Here is a 14053-nt window from a genome sequence, read left to right on the forward strand (position 1 = left end):
ATTGCCAGGCGAATGACCCGGGCGGCCCGCACTGGCTGCTGGCCAGCGGACGTTGGGGTGCCCAGTCTGCCGGCGGGTTTCAGTGGGTTTCCTGCGCGGCGCGGAGAGTCGAAAGCCAGCTAACGGGTGTGTACCCGGGGGCGAACGATGCCGTGCGGTCCGGTTGGGGATGCGCGGCCGTGGCGGGCTTCCCGATTCAGAGGGGGGCTGGTTGTGTCGAATCTGGCAGGCGAACAAGGGCAGGCGACGCGGGTGCGTGCAGGCACGCAGGGTGTCTGGAAGGAAGGGCTGCCCGGGACTCGATGCCCCGGACACCGGGGGATTAACGCCAGGTGGCGTCGGGCTCGTCCCAGTAGCGGCCGACCTGACGTTCTTCGGTGATGTCGAACAGCTGATGACGCCGGTTCAGGCGCGCACCACCGTCGCGGGTCAGCGGCTGCCAGGCGATGTTGGCCCGGTTGCGGCTGGAGGTGGAGAAGAAGGAGTCGTAGGGGACCGACAGGTACAGGCCCTTGTCGAAGCTGCCTTCGCCGAAATCGTCACCAGCATCGGTGAAGGTCGACCAGGCGCCGACCCGCACGCCATTGGCGAATTCGCGCGAGAAGTCGAGGGTGGTCCCGAGGTCGCCCGCCAGATAGCGGCCTACGCTCACCCGTGCATGGATGTCCTGCACGCCGGTGTCGATGTAGGTGGTCACATGCCCAGTCACCTGCTCGTAGTCCCGCAGGCCGAACTGCTGGTTAAACTCGCGCTGGCGTACCCAGTTGGCATCGACGCCGATGGCCCAGCGGCTGTTGAACGGCCGGTACAAGACCTCGGCCCCGACACCCGCGTACATCATCTCCAGAAGGCCACCGTAGCCCATCGCGTACCAGTTCTTGCCCAGTCGCTTGGTGTGGGTGGCCTGCAGGTTGGAGATGCCTACGCTGGTCTCGGCGAGATAGTCGCCGATGTGGGTGCGCACGCGGGGCAACTCGGAATCGGCGATGTATTCGTAGTTCTCGAGGTTGTCGGCCAGGGTCGTCGTGAGCATGGACGAGATCCAGGTGCCCTGGGCGAGGTGATAGCTGGCATCGAGATAGGCGGACAGCCGGTACAGATAGCCGTCGGGGCCGCCAAAGTTCTGTTCCAGAGAGGGGCCTGCGCCCCATTCGAAGCGCCGGGGTTCGGCCTCGTAAAGGACCTCGCCGCGATCATTGTTCGTCGTAGGTTCGATATCGCGTACCCGCACGCTGTGCCGGTAGTCGGTCTCGTGATCCGCGGAGGCCAGTGCGCGGCCAAAGGCCTCCCGGTCGTGCAGGCTCTCGCGCAGGTCGAGCCCCAGTGTCTGCCAGCGGTACTGGAAGGTGTGGATGCCGGCATCGGCCTGCGCCTCAAGCAGACGGTTGGCCCGCCCTTCGGACTGCTTCAGGTTGCGGTAACGGGCCGGTTCGCCCGTGACCTCGATGGTGTCGCCGACCTGGCGGATCTCGGTCACGTAGATCCCGGCATTGGTATTGAGGTCCGTGGCCACCGCATCCCAGTCGCGGCGCTCCACATGGGCGGGGTCGACTGGGGCCGGGTCGTCGGCCTTGGGCTGCGAGAGCCGCGCCAGGTTGGTCGTGAAATGGAGGCCCACCATCGCGGTATTGCCGCGCTGCCAGCCGGTATGCAGCTCAATGCTGTTGGTCAGTTTCAGCCGCGCGCCGAAATTAAAGCGGGAATCCTGTTCCTGGGCGTTGTCCTGAGGTTCTTGCTGATAGGTGTTGCCCTCGTATTCGACTTGAAGCAGCAGGCGGTCCCAGGGCGTCTGGTACTCGAACCCCCCGAACAGGGCCGCCGGGCCACGGAACATCTGGTGCGTGGCGACCTCGCCGCCTTGACCACCCCCGGCGGACCGTGGGCGTTCGTCAAAGCTGTCGTCAATCCAGCCAAGCGGTGATTCGATATCGCCGTGATTGCCCAGGTAACCCCAGCCAATCCCCAGGGAGAAGTCGAAGTTGTTCCAGCGCTTGTTGGCAACCAGGTACTCGCCACCGAACAGGGTCGTGCCGCCCAGGTCCTGAAAACCGACGGCCACTTCCGGGATATAGCGGCTCTCCTCGACCAGGCGGAGTTTGATGTCCGCGCCTTTGTCGATGTTGTAACGGTCGTCATCGCCGGCGGCCAGATATGGTCGGTTCTCGACCTGTATATAGCGAAAGCCGAGTTCCATCCAGTCGAGCGGCTGTACGAACACGCTCCAGCGACGGTAGGGGTAGGTGCGGTTCCAGCCGGCGGCGAAGTGACCGGCATCACCGGTGCGGGCCGTGGGGGTCTGCATCAGACCGATCCCGCCGGTATCCCGCTGGCCCTGGCCGAGTCCGAATTCCTCGGCCTGTGCCGTGGGCAGGCCCAGGCCGAGGAGCACGGCGACCACCAGGCTGCGGCGGCGCATGCGCAAAGGTGTAGCGTTCATGGCAGTTTCCGAAGTGTGCAGTTGTCGCCCGGCAAACGGGTCGCAAGAAAGCGGGGTAGGCGCTGGTTGAGCAGGTCACCCTCTACCGACCCCCCCAGGTCACGGACATGGAGGTGCGTCATCACCCGGGTCCCGGGGGCGATCGCGGTGTCCTCACGGTTCCAGGGCGCGGCGCCGAATACGTGGACCTCGCCGACCGGCGAAACCACGGCGGCCGTGTCCGTGCCGCGCAGCGCCGTGCGCGAGGGCTTGGCGAGCAGGTCCTGCAGGGTCATCCCCGGGGTCCATTCATGGCGGTCCACACCATCCAGGGACCACAGCTCCACCCAGTCGGGCGGGGTGCAGTAGCCAATGTGCTCCATGCCGGACGGGTCGGGCGCGTGGCGCAGATTGGCCAGGAGCCAGGGCAGGTCGAGGCGCTCGGCACTGCGTACATTGGGAGCCGCCTCCATCGCCTCGACGGTTTCGCTCCAGGAATCGAGTGCCCGGGCCACCTCGGGGCGTCCGCCGATGTCCATCGTCTGTCCGATCAGTTCGATTTCGGCCAGGAGCCGTCGGCGTTCGTGGTCGATGGGGCGTACATCGCGGCTACGCAGGGCGAAACCGTAGGCCCAGTCGATGGGTTCGGACAGTTCTTCCTGCCAGGTCACCCAGGTTTCGGCGAGCGAGGGCGGGACCGGCGTGTCGTCGGTCGAGCCCACCGTTGGGGCCAGGGCCAGCAAGCCCACGGCCAGCCACATGGGATGAAAATGGCGTTGCATCATGCCTCCTGCGAGGGCTACCACCAGGGGCGAGCCACCTGCCAGGCGATCGAGGGACCATCCGGCCAGGCCTGGCCGTCGTATGCCCATAGATCGCGGGTTTCGGGGTCACGCCAGAAATCGGCGCGAGTCGTTCCGGCACCTTCCCAGTCGATACGCTCGCGGCAGCGCTCGAGTTCCAGAGTCACGAGGGGGAGGTCCCGCGATGTGCGAGTCCCGCAGTCCAGGGTGCCCTCGCCGACATGGCGGACAATGGCGCCGGAGGGTGCGCGGACATGCCGTTCGACCTGGTAGGTGGCGGGGCTTGCCTGGCGCCAGGGGGGGGCATCGGCATCGGGGTGGTGGGTTCCCAGAAGGTCCTGTTCGAGACCGGACGTGGCAAACAGCCCCCCGTCGCGCAGCTGCAGCGAAAGGCCCTCGGCACTCGGCCAGAAGGTGTGTTCGTCGGAGAGGGCCCCAAGGATCAGCAACCCCTGATGGTGTTCGGTGCGAACCGCGAGCGACGCATAGGGAATCTCCTCTGCCCGGGAGCTCACATCCGGCCCGCCCGTGACCATGCCTTGCAGGGATGCCCCCAGCGGCGTGGGCCCCCCGCTACCGCAGCCCGTGACCAGGCTCACGAAAACTCCAAGGCCCAGACATGCGAAAGCCGCCCGGAGGCGGCCTTCGCGAAGGAAGTGCGAATTGGTTCGCATGGGCGTTCGTTACCGAGTGCCGGTAGCGGGGGTGGTACCCGTGCCCGGGGTGGTACCGGTACCCGGAGTCGTACCGGTGGAGGCAATCAGGCCCACCAGGCGACCGGAGCGGGTCGCAATACGCGACACCGCGCCCGGTTCCGAACGCGCGGCTGCGGAGATGCCACCCGAGGGGGTGCCACCGGCGACCGGCGAGCTGGGGTTCCCCTGCGGGGCACTGGCACTGGCACTGGCGCTGGCGCCCGCGCCGGCGGACTGCGCCATCACCGGGCCGGCTACGAACACACTGGCAACAATGGCTGTGGCGAATATCTTCTTGATCATGGTCACGTTCCTCACTTCACCGGGGGGTGTCTTTTACCGGAGGACAGTCTAGGAAGGGATGCCTGAAAGCGACAGCGGAGGGGGGCGATTCTGAGACATGAATACGAGGTTTCTCATACGTGTTTTGAACGGCTTGGAAGTTTTGCGGCCTGGAGGTCACATTCAGCCGCCGGCTTTGCGTGCCCGGATTTTCACGCAGCGTTCAGGTCTTCGCCGCTAACTTGAATGATGCAGTTGTGCAGTGCGGTCCGGTGGCCGCGCAACGGAGGCAGAGATGAAGAAGACAGTGTTGTTAGCGGCGGTGGCGAGCGTGACCTTTCTGCTCGCCGGTTGCCAGACGCCGCCCACCAAACAGCAGACCGGTGCAGTGATCGGTGGTGCGGCCGGCGGCGTCATTGGTTCCCAGATCGGCGGTGGTCGGGGGCGGACCGCGGCGATCATCGCGGGTACGCTGGCCGGCGCAGCGATCGGCGGCTCCGTTGGACGCACCATGGACCAGGTCGATCGCCAGCAGGTCTCGCATGCCCTGGAACACAATCCGGATCATCGGGCATCCACCTGGCAGAACCCCAATACCGGGTACCAGTATCAGGCCACCCCCACGCGCACCTATCAGGCGTCCGGGCAGGACTGCCGCGAGTACCAGGTGCAGACGACGATGAACGGACAGCCGGAAACGGTGAACGGTACGGCGTGCAGGGATGCGCAGGGACGCTGGGTCAATCAGTAAGACCGGCAATCTCCCACAAAAAAGCCCCGCGATCGCGGGGCTTTCTCGTTCCTGGACCTGCGGCAGGATCAGGAGGGACGGTACATGTCCTCGGTCGTCGGGACATAGCCGAGGTTGTCCTCGCCGATGCCCTTGACCTTCGGCTCGTTGAGTTTGCTGATGCGAACACCGTCGGACTGGTTGCGCAGGTACTCGGCGACGTTGTCCCAGATCATCGTGCCGGTACCGCCCGTCGGCTCCTGCTGGACGCTGGCCCAGCCGGCGACGACGTATTCCTTGTCCGGATCGATCTTCTCGCCGCCCAGCTCCATCTCGGAGATGCGGCTACCGATCTCGGCTTCCGGATCGATCGCATAGCGCAGGCCGCCCACGCGGACCATGTCGCCACCCTGCTGGTAGAACGGGTCGGCGTTGAACAGGTTGTCGGCGACGTCTTCCAGGATGTCCTTGATCTGCGCGCCGGTCATGGCGTTGCGGGTCGTCTCCGGATAGGTCAGGCCGGTCTGGTCCATGATGTGCTCGAAGGTGATCGGCATGCCCGGGAGTACGGTGGTGCCCCAGCGGAAGCCCGGAGAGAACGCGATCTGGGCATCGTGGACCTCCATCAGCGCATCACAGATCAGCTGGTCGAAGGTGCCGTTGAAGTTGCCGCGGCGGAACAGCAGGTCCTCGGCCACGGCCAGCTCTTCGGAGAGCTTCTCTTCCATGTTGAAGGTGTCGCCGTCGTAGGTGACTTCCTGGCTGCGCATGCTGTCGACGAACTCGGCCATCTCCGGATCTTCGTCCAGGAGGTTGGCGAACACCGGGACCAGGCGGTATTCCCAGTCCTTGATCTCGCCGTCGCGGAAATCGAAGTCCAGCACGCCAACGAACTTGGCATTGGAGCCGGCGTTGGTCACCAGGCAGGTGCCACCGTCGGGGCGTTCCACCGGCAGCGGCTGGGGGACGGCATCGTGCGTGTGACCGCCCATGATCGCGTCGAGACCCTCGACCATGCCGGCCATCTTGATGTCCACGTCCATGCCGTTGTGCGACAGCGCGACCACGATCTCGGCGCCTTCTTCGCGCGCGGCGTTGACCTGGCGCTGCATATCGTCCGGACGAATGCCGAACGACCACTGCTCGACCATCCAGCGCGGGTTGGCGATCGGGGTGTAGGGGAACGCCTGGCCGATCACGGCGACGTTCACACCGTTCAACTCGCGGATCACGTACGGCTTGAAGATCAGGTCGCCCCAGTCCACGTCGCGCACGTTCTGGGCGACGAAGTCGATCCCGGCATCGGCGAAATCGCCGTTGACGACCTCTTCCACACGGTCGGCTCCGTAGGTGAATTCCCAGTGGCCGGTCATGATGTCGATACCCAGCAGCTTCTGTGCATCGACCATGTCCTGGGCATTGGTCCACAGCGCGGTGCCCGAACCGCCACCCCAGGTGTCGCCACCGTCCAGCAACAGCGAGTTCGGGCGCGAGTCGCGCAGCTTCTTGACCAGTGTCTTCAGCTGCGGGAAGCCGCCGACACGACCGTACTGTTCGGCCGCCTCCATGAAGTTCAGGTTGGTGTAGGCGTGGGCAAAGATGCTGTCGCGTTCGACGTCATAGTGCTTGAGGAAGTGCTCGCCGACGATGTGCGGCGGGCGGTTGCGCATATCGGCTACGCCCAGGTTCACGTTGGGCTCGCGGAAATAGATCGGCTTGAGCTGCGCATGGCAGTCGGTGTAGTGCAGCAGATGCACATTGCCGAAGCGATCCAGCATGTCGTACGGGTCTCCCGAGGTGCCGTACTTGCCATTGGTGGCCTTGGCGCAGCCCGCCAGGGGGAAGCCGGCCACGCTGGCGGCGGCCAGCAGCTGCATGAATTCGCGGCGTGAGATATGCATGAGGGTCCTACCTCTCTCTACAGTAGTTTATTGTGATTTTTGGGTTTCTCGAAGCAGCAATCTAGACGCTATTTCTTTGTGGAACATTCCCTGGGTATGGAGCTTCCTTGCCGACCGGCGCGACGCCCGGCTGGTATGAAGCCGTAGTCAGCCCGCAGCGCCTCAAGAACCGGATTCCCCGGTTTCTGGCCGTGACGGATGCTGATGTCTGCCCTTGACCGAGCCCCGAATCTTCGTGGGGGGCGGCGTCACCCTAGCGGCGCTGTTCGCGCGCCTGCCGCGCGGTTTCCTTGGCCGTGTCGCGCTTGTCCTCGATCCGCTGGATATCGCGCTCGCTGGCATCGCGTGCGTCGATGGCGGCCTCGAACTGGCGTACTGACTCTTCGTATTGCGCGCGGTGGAAGAAATATTCCGCCATGGCCTCGCGGCTGACCGCAATATAGCCGGCCCCATCCGCGATGTCTGCCTTCAGTCGCAGCAACTCGGGGTTGGGCGCGCGTTCATTGCGGATCATCTCGTTGACGATGCGGATGGCGCGGTCGGGGTTGTCGAGATCTCGGTGCACGCGGGCCAGCACTTCGCGGATGACCGGGTGCCCGGGGTAGACCGCGTCCAGGTCATTCAGGATCTCGAGCGCCGCTTCGTGGTTGCCGCGTTCGCGCTCCAGTGCGACGCGCGCCAGCTCCAGCGTCATCCCGGGGGCCTCCTCGACCGGGATTTCCTCCAGCCGTTCGGCGGCGCGGTCCAGTTCGCCGCGCTCCAGGTGAGCCACCATTGCGCCGTAGATCTGGTGCGGGGCCGGGTCCGAGGCCCCGCGATGGATCTCGATCGCACGGCGCGGGTCCTTCAGGGCCCGGGTGCGGGCCTGCATCCACTGGAACTCGGGGCCGCGGTTGCGCGTATCGACCGCCGGCAGGCCGGCCGCGCGATTGCGGGCGTCGGTGATGCGGTCGAGCGTGACCGGGTGGGTGCGCAGGTACTCGGGCACCGCGTCGCCAACGCCGCGCGAGAGTTCCTGTAGACGCTCGAAGAAAGCCGCCATCGCGTTCGGGTCGAAGTCGGCGCTGGCCAGTATGCGCATGCCGGCGCGGTCGGCCTCGGCCTCGTTGGCGCGGGTGAAGTTGATCTGTTGCTGGATACCGCCCGCGACACCGCCGGTGATGATGGCCGAGCCCAAGGTGGGATCCGCCATCGATGCCAGGACCCCGGCGAGGATGGCCAGGCCGGTGGTGAAGTTGACCTCGCGCCCGCGCGCGAACATTCGGGCCAGGTGGCGTTGGGTGACGTGTGCAATTTCGTGGGCCATGACGGCGGCCAGTTCGGCCTCGTCGCGCACCTCGAGCATCAGTCCGGAGTGCACCCCGATGATTCCGCCGGGCATCGCAAAGGCGTTGACCTGACCGTTGTCGATCGTCAGGAAGTAGAACGGGCCATCTGCGTCAGGGGCATTGGCGAGCAGCTGCCGGCCAAGGGAGTCGACGTAGAAGGAAACTTCCGGATCGGTCACCAGTGGCAGGGACCGTCGGATCTCTCGAAGCAGTGAGCGGCCGAGCTCGCGCTCTTCCGCGGGGGTCAGTACGCCACCGGAGGCCTCGCCCAGATCGGGCAGGGCGGTCCCGGAGGCCGAAACCGTTGGAGCCCCCAGCGTGAGTACCAGGAGCAGGGTCGAAAGTAGCGTGAGAAGCCGTGTCTTCATACGACGGAGGCCGGCCGTTGGGGCCGGCCTCCGAAGGGTCTTGGCATCGCGGGGTCGGTTACTTGCCGAGGCCCGGAGCCGAAGAGTAGGTGCGCATGCTGTCACGGGTTTCCCAGAGCTTCGGCTTGAGCATCGCTTCCGGAATCATGAACTTCTTGCGGTCCAGCACCTTGTGGGTGCGCACGATCTTGACCACGTCGTCGTACTTCAGCTTGAACAGGAGACCCACGTCACCGCCGGAGGTGCGGCGCACGATCATGTATTGGTCTTCCATGCTGTGCACGTAGATGTTGGCCGGGCGCAGCTTGCCGTTTTCGTCCTTCATGGTCACGGCGTAGTGGCCGTTGACCTGGAATTCGCTCTTGTCCACCGCAAAGTCCTCCGCGAATGAATCAGGGGGTTGATCGTCTGGACGAGCCCGCCCGAGAGTCGGGTGCGTCCATCAGTCTTTCCTTCAACTCGGAACGATAGCACGACTTCTGTGCGCGAGAGAACAAACCACCTGCCGACCGTCGGACAAGTTTGCATTTGTGGTCCGTTTCGCTATTCTCCGCGCCCATCCTTCGTAACCGGTGCCATCTGTCGAGGCCCGCGAGCGAGGCAGGCAGATGCGGTTCAGCACACTTGGAGTGGGACGCATGTACGGATTCTCGGAGATTACGGCCGACGAACTCGAGCAGTGGCGAACGGAAGGCAAGTCCTTTCGGCTCGTCGATGTACGCTCCCCTGGCGAGACGTCCCGCGGCGTGATTCCTGGCGCCGAGCTGGTGCCGCTGACGGTTCTGCCATTGCGCAAGGACGAGTTTCTGGGAGGCGACACGCCGCTGGTCCTGTACTGCCAGAGTGGCGCTCGTTCCGCCCAGGCTTGCGCGTTTCTTGCGCAGCAAGGGCTGGAGACCGCAAACAGCCTGCGTGGCGGTATCGTGGCGTGGGCTCAGGCCGGCAAGTCGGTCGTCACCCCGGATTAGAATTCGGTTGTATTCCGATCCCGTTTCCCCTATAAGGGTGAATTCGGCTGGCAAGGGTTCGATCGTCGTGGTCCCCGAACCGCCACGATTGGTACCTCAGCACCCAACTGATTTTGGTAACGCACTAAAGGAGACACACCATGGCCAACTTTGACCAAGAACTCGACGCTTCCGGCCTGAACTGCCCGCTGCCCATCCTGCGCGCCAAGAAGGCCCTGGCGGCCATGGAATCCGGTCAGGTTCTGCACATCATCGCCACCGATCCGGGTGCCGTGAAGGACTTCCAGGCCTTCGCCAAGCAGACCGGCAACGAGCTGATGGAACACAAGGAAGAAGGTGGCAAGTTCTACTTCCTCGTGAAGAAGTCCTAAGGCGTCTCTAAGTGCCTGAAACGGGGCGGCGATCCGCAAGGATCGACCGCCCCGATTCCTGAAAAACGACGGTTGCCATGCGGTAACTGGATAGGTGCCTGGACGAGGTCTAGGCTGGCTGAGCAAGGTTCTCAAAGAAACCTGCCTCGCCAACAGCGAAGAGGTGACATATGGCGACATACGCTGAGATGCAGCAAATCTTCGACGACATCCGCGGAGATTTTCGCTACGACCACGAACTCAACGGCTGTCTGAACTGCGGCATCTGCACGGCGACGTGCCCCTCTGCTCAGTTCTATGACTACTCCCCGCGCGAGATCGTCCAGCTGCTGTGGACCGAAAACGTCGAGCAGATCTACGACGCGATGCAGGAAAAGATCTGGGCCTGCGCTCAGTGCATGACCTGCGCCGCTCGCTGTCCGTTCAAGAATTCCCCTGGTGGCCTGGTCGCGATCATGCGCGAAGTGGCCATCAAGCACGAAATGCAATCCGCGAAGGACGTGCTCCGCCCGTTCGGTCGCGTGATGCTGAAGCTGATCACCACGGGTAACCAGCTGTCGCCCGACATGATCCAGCCCGACCACTTCCCCGACTGGGGCCCCAATATCCAGAAGGTGGAAGGTGACCTGCGCATCCTGCGCAAGGCGATTCCGGTGAAGACGCTGCAGACGGTCGAGACCGCCTGGGAAGTGTCCCTGAAGACTTCGGTCGAGATGTACACCATCTGGGAAATGACCGGGGTGCTGAAGTCCCTCGAGCTGATGGACGAGAACCTCTTCGACGTGATCGAAGACTTCATCGACGAGAAGCGCGAGGACTACGAAGACTGGCTCGAGGAGCAGGAAGAGGAAGACGACGAATAAGTCGTCCCGTTTCCGACTCCACTCCAGGACATCAGGAGAAGCGTTATGAGTGAACAGACCCCAGGCAATCACAACCAGAACGGCGAAGGTGCCGGTGCTGGCACCATGAAGCCCGGCTTCCACAATACCGACGGTCAGGGTATCGCCGGTCACGGTTCCTTCTTCCAGGCGACCGACCTGTCCAAAGAAGACGCCATCAAGGCGACCGACTGGGTGCGCAAGCACGTTGACCGCCGTACGGTCGACCTCGGTGACCGCATGGATGACGTCCGCGAGCACATGTACGAGCTCGAAAAAGACGGCCAGATCATCATCCACCGCATCGAGGACCAGCACGAGCCGATCTCGGTGAACACCCTGTTCGGCTGGGAGAAGAAGGTCCCGACCAAGCAGCTGTGGCACCACAAGTCCTGTGGCCAGTGCGGGAACATCCCGGGCTACCCGACCTCGCTGCTGTGGTTCATGAACAAGTTCGGCTTCGAGCCGGGCAAGGACTACCTCGACGAGACCGACCAGACCTCCTGCACCGCGTGGAACTACCACGGCTCCGGTATCGGGAACGTCGAATCGCTGGCCGCGGTGTTCCTGCGTAACTTCCACCAGTCTTATGTATCCGGCAAGCAGCACGGCCACGAGCTGGGCCACTTCTTCCCGCTCGTCCACTGTGGCACCTCCTTCGGTAACTACAAGGAGATCCGCAAGTATCTGGTCGAGTCTGCCGAGCTGCGCGAGAAGGTCACCAAGATCCTTGGGAAGCTGGGTCGCCTGGTCGACGGCAAGCTGGTCATCCCGGAAGAGATCATCCACTACTCCGAGTGGGTGCACGTGATGCGTAACCGTATCGCCTCCGAGCTCCAGACCATCGACGTCTCGAATATCCGCACCACGTCCCACGTGGCCTGCCATTACTACAAGATGGTCCACGAAGACGCGGTCTACGACCCGTCCGTGCTGGGGGGCAACCGTACCGCGATCATCACCTCCACGGCCCAGGCCCTGGGTGCGCAGGTGATCGACTACTCCACCTGGTACGACTGCTGCGGCTTCGGCTTCCGCCACATCATCTCCGAGCGCGAGTTCACCCGCTCGTTCACGATGGATCGCAAGATCCGCGTGGCCCGCGAGGAAGCCAATGCCGACGTGATGCTGGCCAACGACACCGGTTGCGTCACGACCATGGACAAGAACCAGTGGATCGGCAAGGCCCACAACCAGAACTTCCAGATTCCGATCATGGCGGAAGTCCAGTTCGCAGCCCTGGCCTGCGGCGCGGATCCGTTCAAGATCGTCCAGCTGCAGTGGCACGCATCGCCCTGCGAAGACCTGGTCGAGAAGATGGGAATCTCCTGGGACGAGGCCAAGAAGACCTTCCAGGAATACCTGAAGGAAGTCGAGGCCGGCAATATCGAATACCTCTACAATCCTGAGCTCGCTTACGGGGGCAAAGTCTGATGCAGCAAGATACCGTTCTAGTAGTGGGTGGTGGCCCGGCTGGGCTGGCCGCCGCCGCCAATGTCACCTCGGCCGGCTTCAAGGCCGTGATGGTCGAGAAGGAAGACGTCCTGGGCGGTGCCCCGATCCTGTCGGGTTACGCCAAGCTGGTCCCCTCTGGCGAGTGGGCCAAGGACGCCATTGGCCGCATGGTCAAGCGCGTGGAAGACGATTCCAACTCGACCGTGCACAAGGGTGCCAAGGTCGAGAAGCTGGAAGGCGAGGCCGGTAACTTCACCGCCACGCTGACCAGCGGTGAATCGGTCCAGGCCGGTGCCGTCGTGCTGGCCACGGGCTTTACCCATTTCGATTCCATCAACAAGCCGGAGTGGGGCTTTGGCACGTACGAAGACGTGCTGACCACCACCCAGATGGAACAGATGGTCGCCTCCGGCAAGATCGCCTGCCCGTCCGACGGCCGTGTGCCGGAGCGGGTCTGCATCCTGCTCTGCGTGGGCTCGCGTGATCGCCAGATCGGTCGTGAGTGGTGCTCCAAGATCTGCTGCACCGTCTCCGCCAACCTGGCCATGGAAATCAAGGAACTGTCGCCGGAAACGGACGTGTTCATCTACTACATGGACATCCGCACCTTCGGCCTGTACGAAGACAAGTTCTACTGGAAGTCCCAGGAAGAGTTCAAAACCAAGTTCGTCAAGGCCCGTATCGCGGAAGTGACGGCCTCTGGCGACGGCCGGCTGCTGGTCAAGGGCGAGGACACCCTGGTCAAGCGTCCGATCGTGATCCCGTTCGACATCGTCGTGCACGCCATTGGCATGGATCCGAACGCCGACAACCCGGAAATCTCCCAGGTCTTCGGTGTCGGTCTCGAGAAGCACGGCTTTATCGAGAAGGCCGAGCAGTACACCAACACCTGTGGCACCACCCGCAAGGGCGTTTACTCCTGCGGTGCGGCCTATGGCCCCGAGACGATCGATGATTCGATCGCGCAGGGTGCCGCTGCTGGTGGCCGCGCGGTTGCGGACCTGCATGCGCTGGTTTCGAAAGCCGGCTGAGGTCGTCAGCGACGCAGCGGCTTCGGGGCTGGCCCCGGAGCCGCTGGAGGTCAGCTTCGACAAGGATATCCTTGCGACGAAGCTGAACAGTCTGAATGAGGCCATCGCCGAGGCGGGTGGTGTCGACGGGCTGGGGACTTTCATCGAGGCCCTGCGGTCGAAACACGAAGTGTTTGCCGCGATTGTCGCGAAAGGGGACGAGATCGATGCCGAGGATGTTCGCACCCTCGGCGGTCTGGTTTTCTCGGTTCGGCGCAAGCTTGGCTCGTTGATGGCCGAGCGTCAGGGCGCCCTGGTGGACGGTGTGCGCACTCTGGTTCGCCCGGATGTTGGGGTGAACGAGCGGCTCGCGAACTTTGCGGATCTTGCGGCTGACGACAAAAAGCTTCGGCGGGCGATCTGGGATTTTGGCGCCGAGATCCTGCACTTCGCGGATCCGGACGCGGTGCCTCTGGCCTGCCGTTGGGTGTGGGATACGTCGACCACGACGGGCGCGTTGCGCGAGTTCATCCGCGGCAATGACACGCTCCGGTCGATCCCAATTGGGGACACGGTCGGCTCGATCGAGGGGGCGCGGCGCTGGTTTTTCGATGCGCTGGCCGAGGAAGGCTTTTATCGAGACCTGCCGTTTGTGACGGACCTGGTCTGGGTGCAAGCCTATTCCGACTATGCCCGAGCGCTTTCGATGAGTCTGGGGATGATCGACAACCAGTTCGGGGCCAAGCAGGATCCGCTGGAACTGGCGGTGAAGATGCTGGGGATCGACTCCCCGGAAGGTCGCCTGAAAGGAACCGATGCGTCGCTGCATTAAATAACGGAACGAA

Annotated in this window: 14 protein-coding genes; 7 read left to right on the forward strand and 7 right to left on the reverse strand. The window is 63.8% G+C overall.

Annotated elements, in window-relative coordinates:
* Positions 1–322: 322 nt before the first annotated feature.
* The 4 genes from C936_RS0107690 to C936_RS0107705 all read right to left on the reverse strand — a co-directional run bounded on the left by C936_RS0107690 (position 323) and on the right by C936_RS0107705 (position 4217).
* Positions 323–2416 carry a YjbH domain-containing protein gene (locus C936_RS0107690; RefSeq protein ID WP_018174689.1) on the reverse strand — a complete coding sequence of 698 codons (2094 nt, stop codon included), beginning with the start codon at positions 2414–2416 and terminating at the stop codon, positions 323–325.
* A 17-nt stretch (positions 2417–2433) separates the two neighbouring features.
* Positions 2434–3177 carry a capsule biosynthesis GfcC family protein gene (locus C936_RS0107695; protein ID WP_018649039.1) on the reverse strand — a complete coding sequence of 248 codons (744 nt, stop codon included), beginning with the start codon at positions 3175–3177 and terminating at the stop codon, positions 2434–2436.
* 38 nt (positions 3178–3215) lie between these two features.
* A complete protein-coding gene (locus tag C936_RS0107700; protein WP_018138349.1) occupies positions 3216–3755 on the reverse strand; it encodes a YjbF family lipoprotein in 540 nt (179 codons plus the stop codon).
* 147 nt (positions 3756–3902) lie between these two features.
* Positions 3903–4217 (reverse strand): hypothetical protein, encoded by a 315-nt coding sequence (locus tag C936_RS0107705; RefSeq protein ID WP_018174691.1) that lies wholly within the window; start codon positions 4215–4217, stop codon positions 3903–3905.
* 274 nt (positions 4218–4491) lie between these two features.
* On the opposite strand from C936_RS0107705, the gene C936_RS0107710 reads away from it, so the two are divergent.
* Positions 4492–4947 carry an RT0821/Lpp0805 family surface protein gene (locus C936_RS0107710; RefSeq protein WP_018138347.1) on the forward strand — a complete coding sequence of 152 codons (456 nt, stop codon included), beginning with the start codon at positions 4492–4494 and terminating at the stop codon, positions 4945–4947.
* A 68-nt stretch (positions 4948–5015) separates the two neighbouring features.
* On the opposite strand, the gene soxB is transcribed toward C936_RS0107710, so the two are convergent.
* The 3 genes from soxB to C936_RS0107725 form a co-directional block, all read right to left on the reverse strand.
* Positions 5016–6827: a thiosulfohydrolase SoxB gene (soxB, locus tag C936_RS0107715; protein ID WP_018174692.1), complete on the reverse strand. Its 1812-nt coding sequence runs from the start codon at positions 6825–6827 to the stop codon at positions 5016–5018.
* Between the two features lie 253 nt (positions 6828–7080).
* Entirely contained in the window at positions 7081–8523 is a 1443-nt protein-coding gene (locus C936_RS0107720; protein WP_018649038.1) for a M48 family metalloprotease, read from the reverse strand.
* 58 nt (positions 8524–8581) lie between these two features.
* Positions 8582–8893, reverse strand: coding sequence for a hypothetical protein (locus C936_RS0107725; RefSeq protein ID WP_018649037.1), 312 nt, complete (start codon positions 8891–8893; stop codon positions 8582–8584).
* Between the two features lie 268 nt (positions 8894–9161).
* On the opposite strand from C936_RS0107725, the gene C936_RS0107730 reads away from it, so the two are divergent.
* The 6 genes from C936_RS0107730 to C936_RS0107755 all read left to right on the forward strand — a co-directional run bounded on the left by C936_RS0107730 (position 9162) and on the right by C936_RS0107755 (position 14040).
* Positions 9162–9491 carry a rhodanese-like domain-containing protein gene (locus C936_RS0107730; RefSeq protein ID WP_018649036.1) on the forward strand — a complete coding sequence of 110 codons (330 nt, stop codon included), beginning with the start codon at positions 9162–9164 and terminating at the stop codon, positions 9489–9491.
* Between the two features lie 140 nt (positions 9492–9631).
* The gene (locus C936_RS0107735; RefSeq protein ID WP_012982044.1) at positions 9632–9862 is read left to right on the forward strand and encodes a sulfurtransferase TusA family protein; all 231 of its coding nucleotides are present in this window, start codon (positions 9632–9634) and stop codon (positions 9860–9862) included.
* A 188-nt stretch (positions 9863–10050) separates the two neighbouring features.
* Complete coding sequence (locus C936_RS0107740; protein ID WP_017941141.1) at positions 10051–10725, forward strand: 4Fe-4S dicluster domain-containing protein; 675 nt, start codon at positions 10051–10053, stop codon at positions 10723–10725.
* 45 nt (positions 10726–10770) lie between these two features.
* A complete protein-coding gene (locus C936_RS0107745) occupies positions 10771–12177 on the forward strand; it encodes a heterodisulfide reductase-related iron-sulfur binding cluster (protein WP_018138343.1) in 1407 nt (468 codons plus the stop codon).
* A gap of 23 nt (positions 12178–12200) precedes the next feature.
* The gene (locus tag C936_RS0107750; protein ID WP_018649035.1) at positions 12201–13229 is read left to right on the forward strand and encodes an FAD-dependent oxidoreductase; all 1029 of its coding nucleotides are present in this window, start codon (positions 12201–12203) and stop codon (positions 13227–13229) included.
* Positions 13168–14040, forward strand: coding sequence for a hypothetical protein (locus tag C936_RS0107755; protein ID WP_018649034.1), 873 nt, complete (start codon positions 13168–13170; stop codon positions 14038–14040). The genes C936_RS0107750 and C936_RS0107755 overlap by 62 nt, the downstream gene beginning before the upstream one ends.
* Positions 14041–14053 lie beyond the last annotated feature (13 nt).

The organism is Thioalkalivibrio sp. ALJ4 (genome assembly GCF_000377225.1).
Classification (GTDB): Bacteria; Pseudomonadota; Gammaproteobacteria; order Ectothiorhodospirales; family Ectothiorhodospiraceae; genus Thioalkalivibrio.

Coding starts and splice junctions, on each gene's coding strand:
- C936_RS0107690 (WP_018174689.1), bottom strand. CDS start 2,416: ATGCGCCGCCGCAGCCTGGTGGTCGCCGTGCTCCTCGGCCTGGGCCTG.
- soxB (WP_018174692.1), bottom strand. CDS start 6,827: ATGCATATCTCACGCCGCGAATTCATGCAGCTGCTGGCCGCCGCCAGC.
- C936_RS0107730 (WP_018649036.1), top strand. CDS start 9,162: ATGTACGGATTCTCGGAGATTACGGCCGACGAACTCGAGCAGTGGCGA.
- C936_RS0107710 (WP_018138347.1), top strand. CDS start 4,492: ATGAAGAAGACAGTGTTGTTAGCGGCGGTGGCGAGCGTGACCTTTCTG.
- C936_RS0107705 (WP_018174691.1), bottom strand. CDS start 4,217: ATGATCAAGAAGATATTCGCCACAGCCATTGTTGCCAGTGTGTTCGTA.
- C936_RS0107720 (WP_018649038.1), bottom strand. CDS start 8,523: ATGAAGACACGGCTTCTCACGCTACTTTCGACCCTGCTCCTGGTACTC.
- C936_RS0107740 (WP_017941141.1), top strand. CDS start 10,051: ATGCAGCAAATCTTCGACGACATCCGCGGAGATTTTCGCTACGACCAC.
- C936_RS0107745 (WP_018138343.1), top strand. CDS start 10,771: ATGAGTGAACAGACCCCAGGCAATCACAACCAGAACGGCGAAGGTGCC.
- C936_RS0107695 (WP_018649039.1), bottom strand. CDS start 3,177: ATGTGGCTGGCCGTGGGCTTGCTGGCCCTGGCCCCAACGGTGGGCTCG.
- C936_RS0107735 (WP_012982044.1), top strand. CDS start 9,632: ATGGCCAACTTTGACCAAGAACTCGACGCTTCCGGCCTGAACTGCCCG.
- C936_RS0107700 (WP_018138349.1), bottom strand. CDS start 3,755: ATGGTCACGGGCGGGCCGGATGTGAGCTCCCGGGCAGAGGAGATTCCC.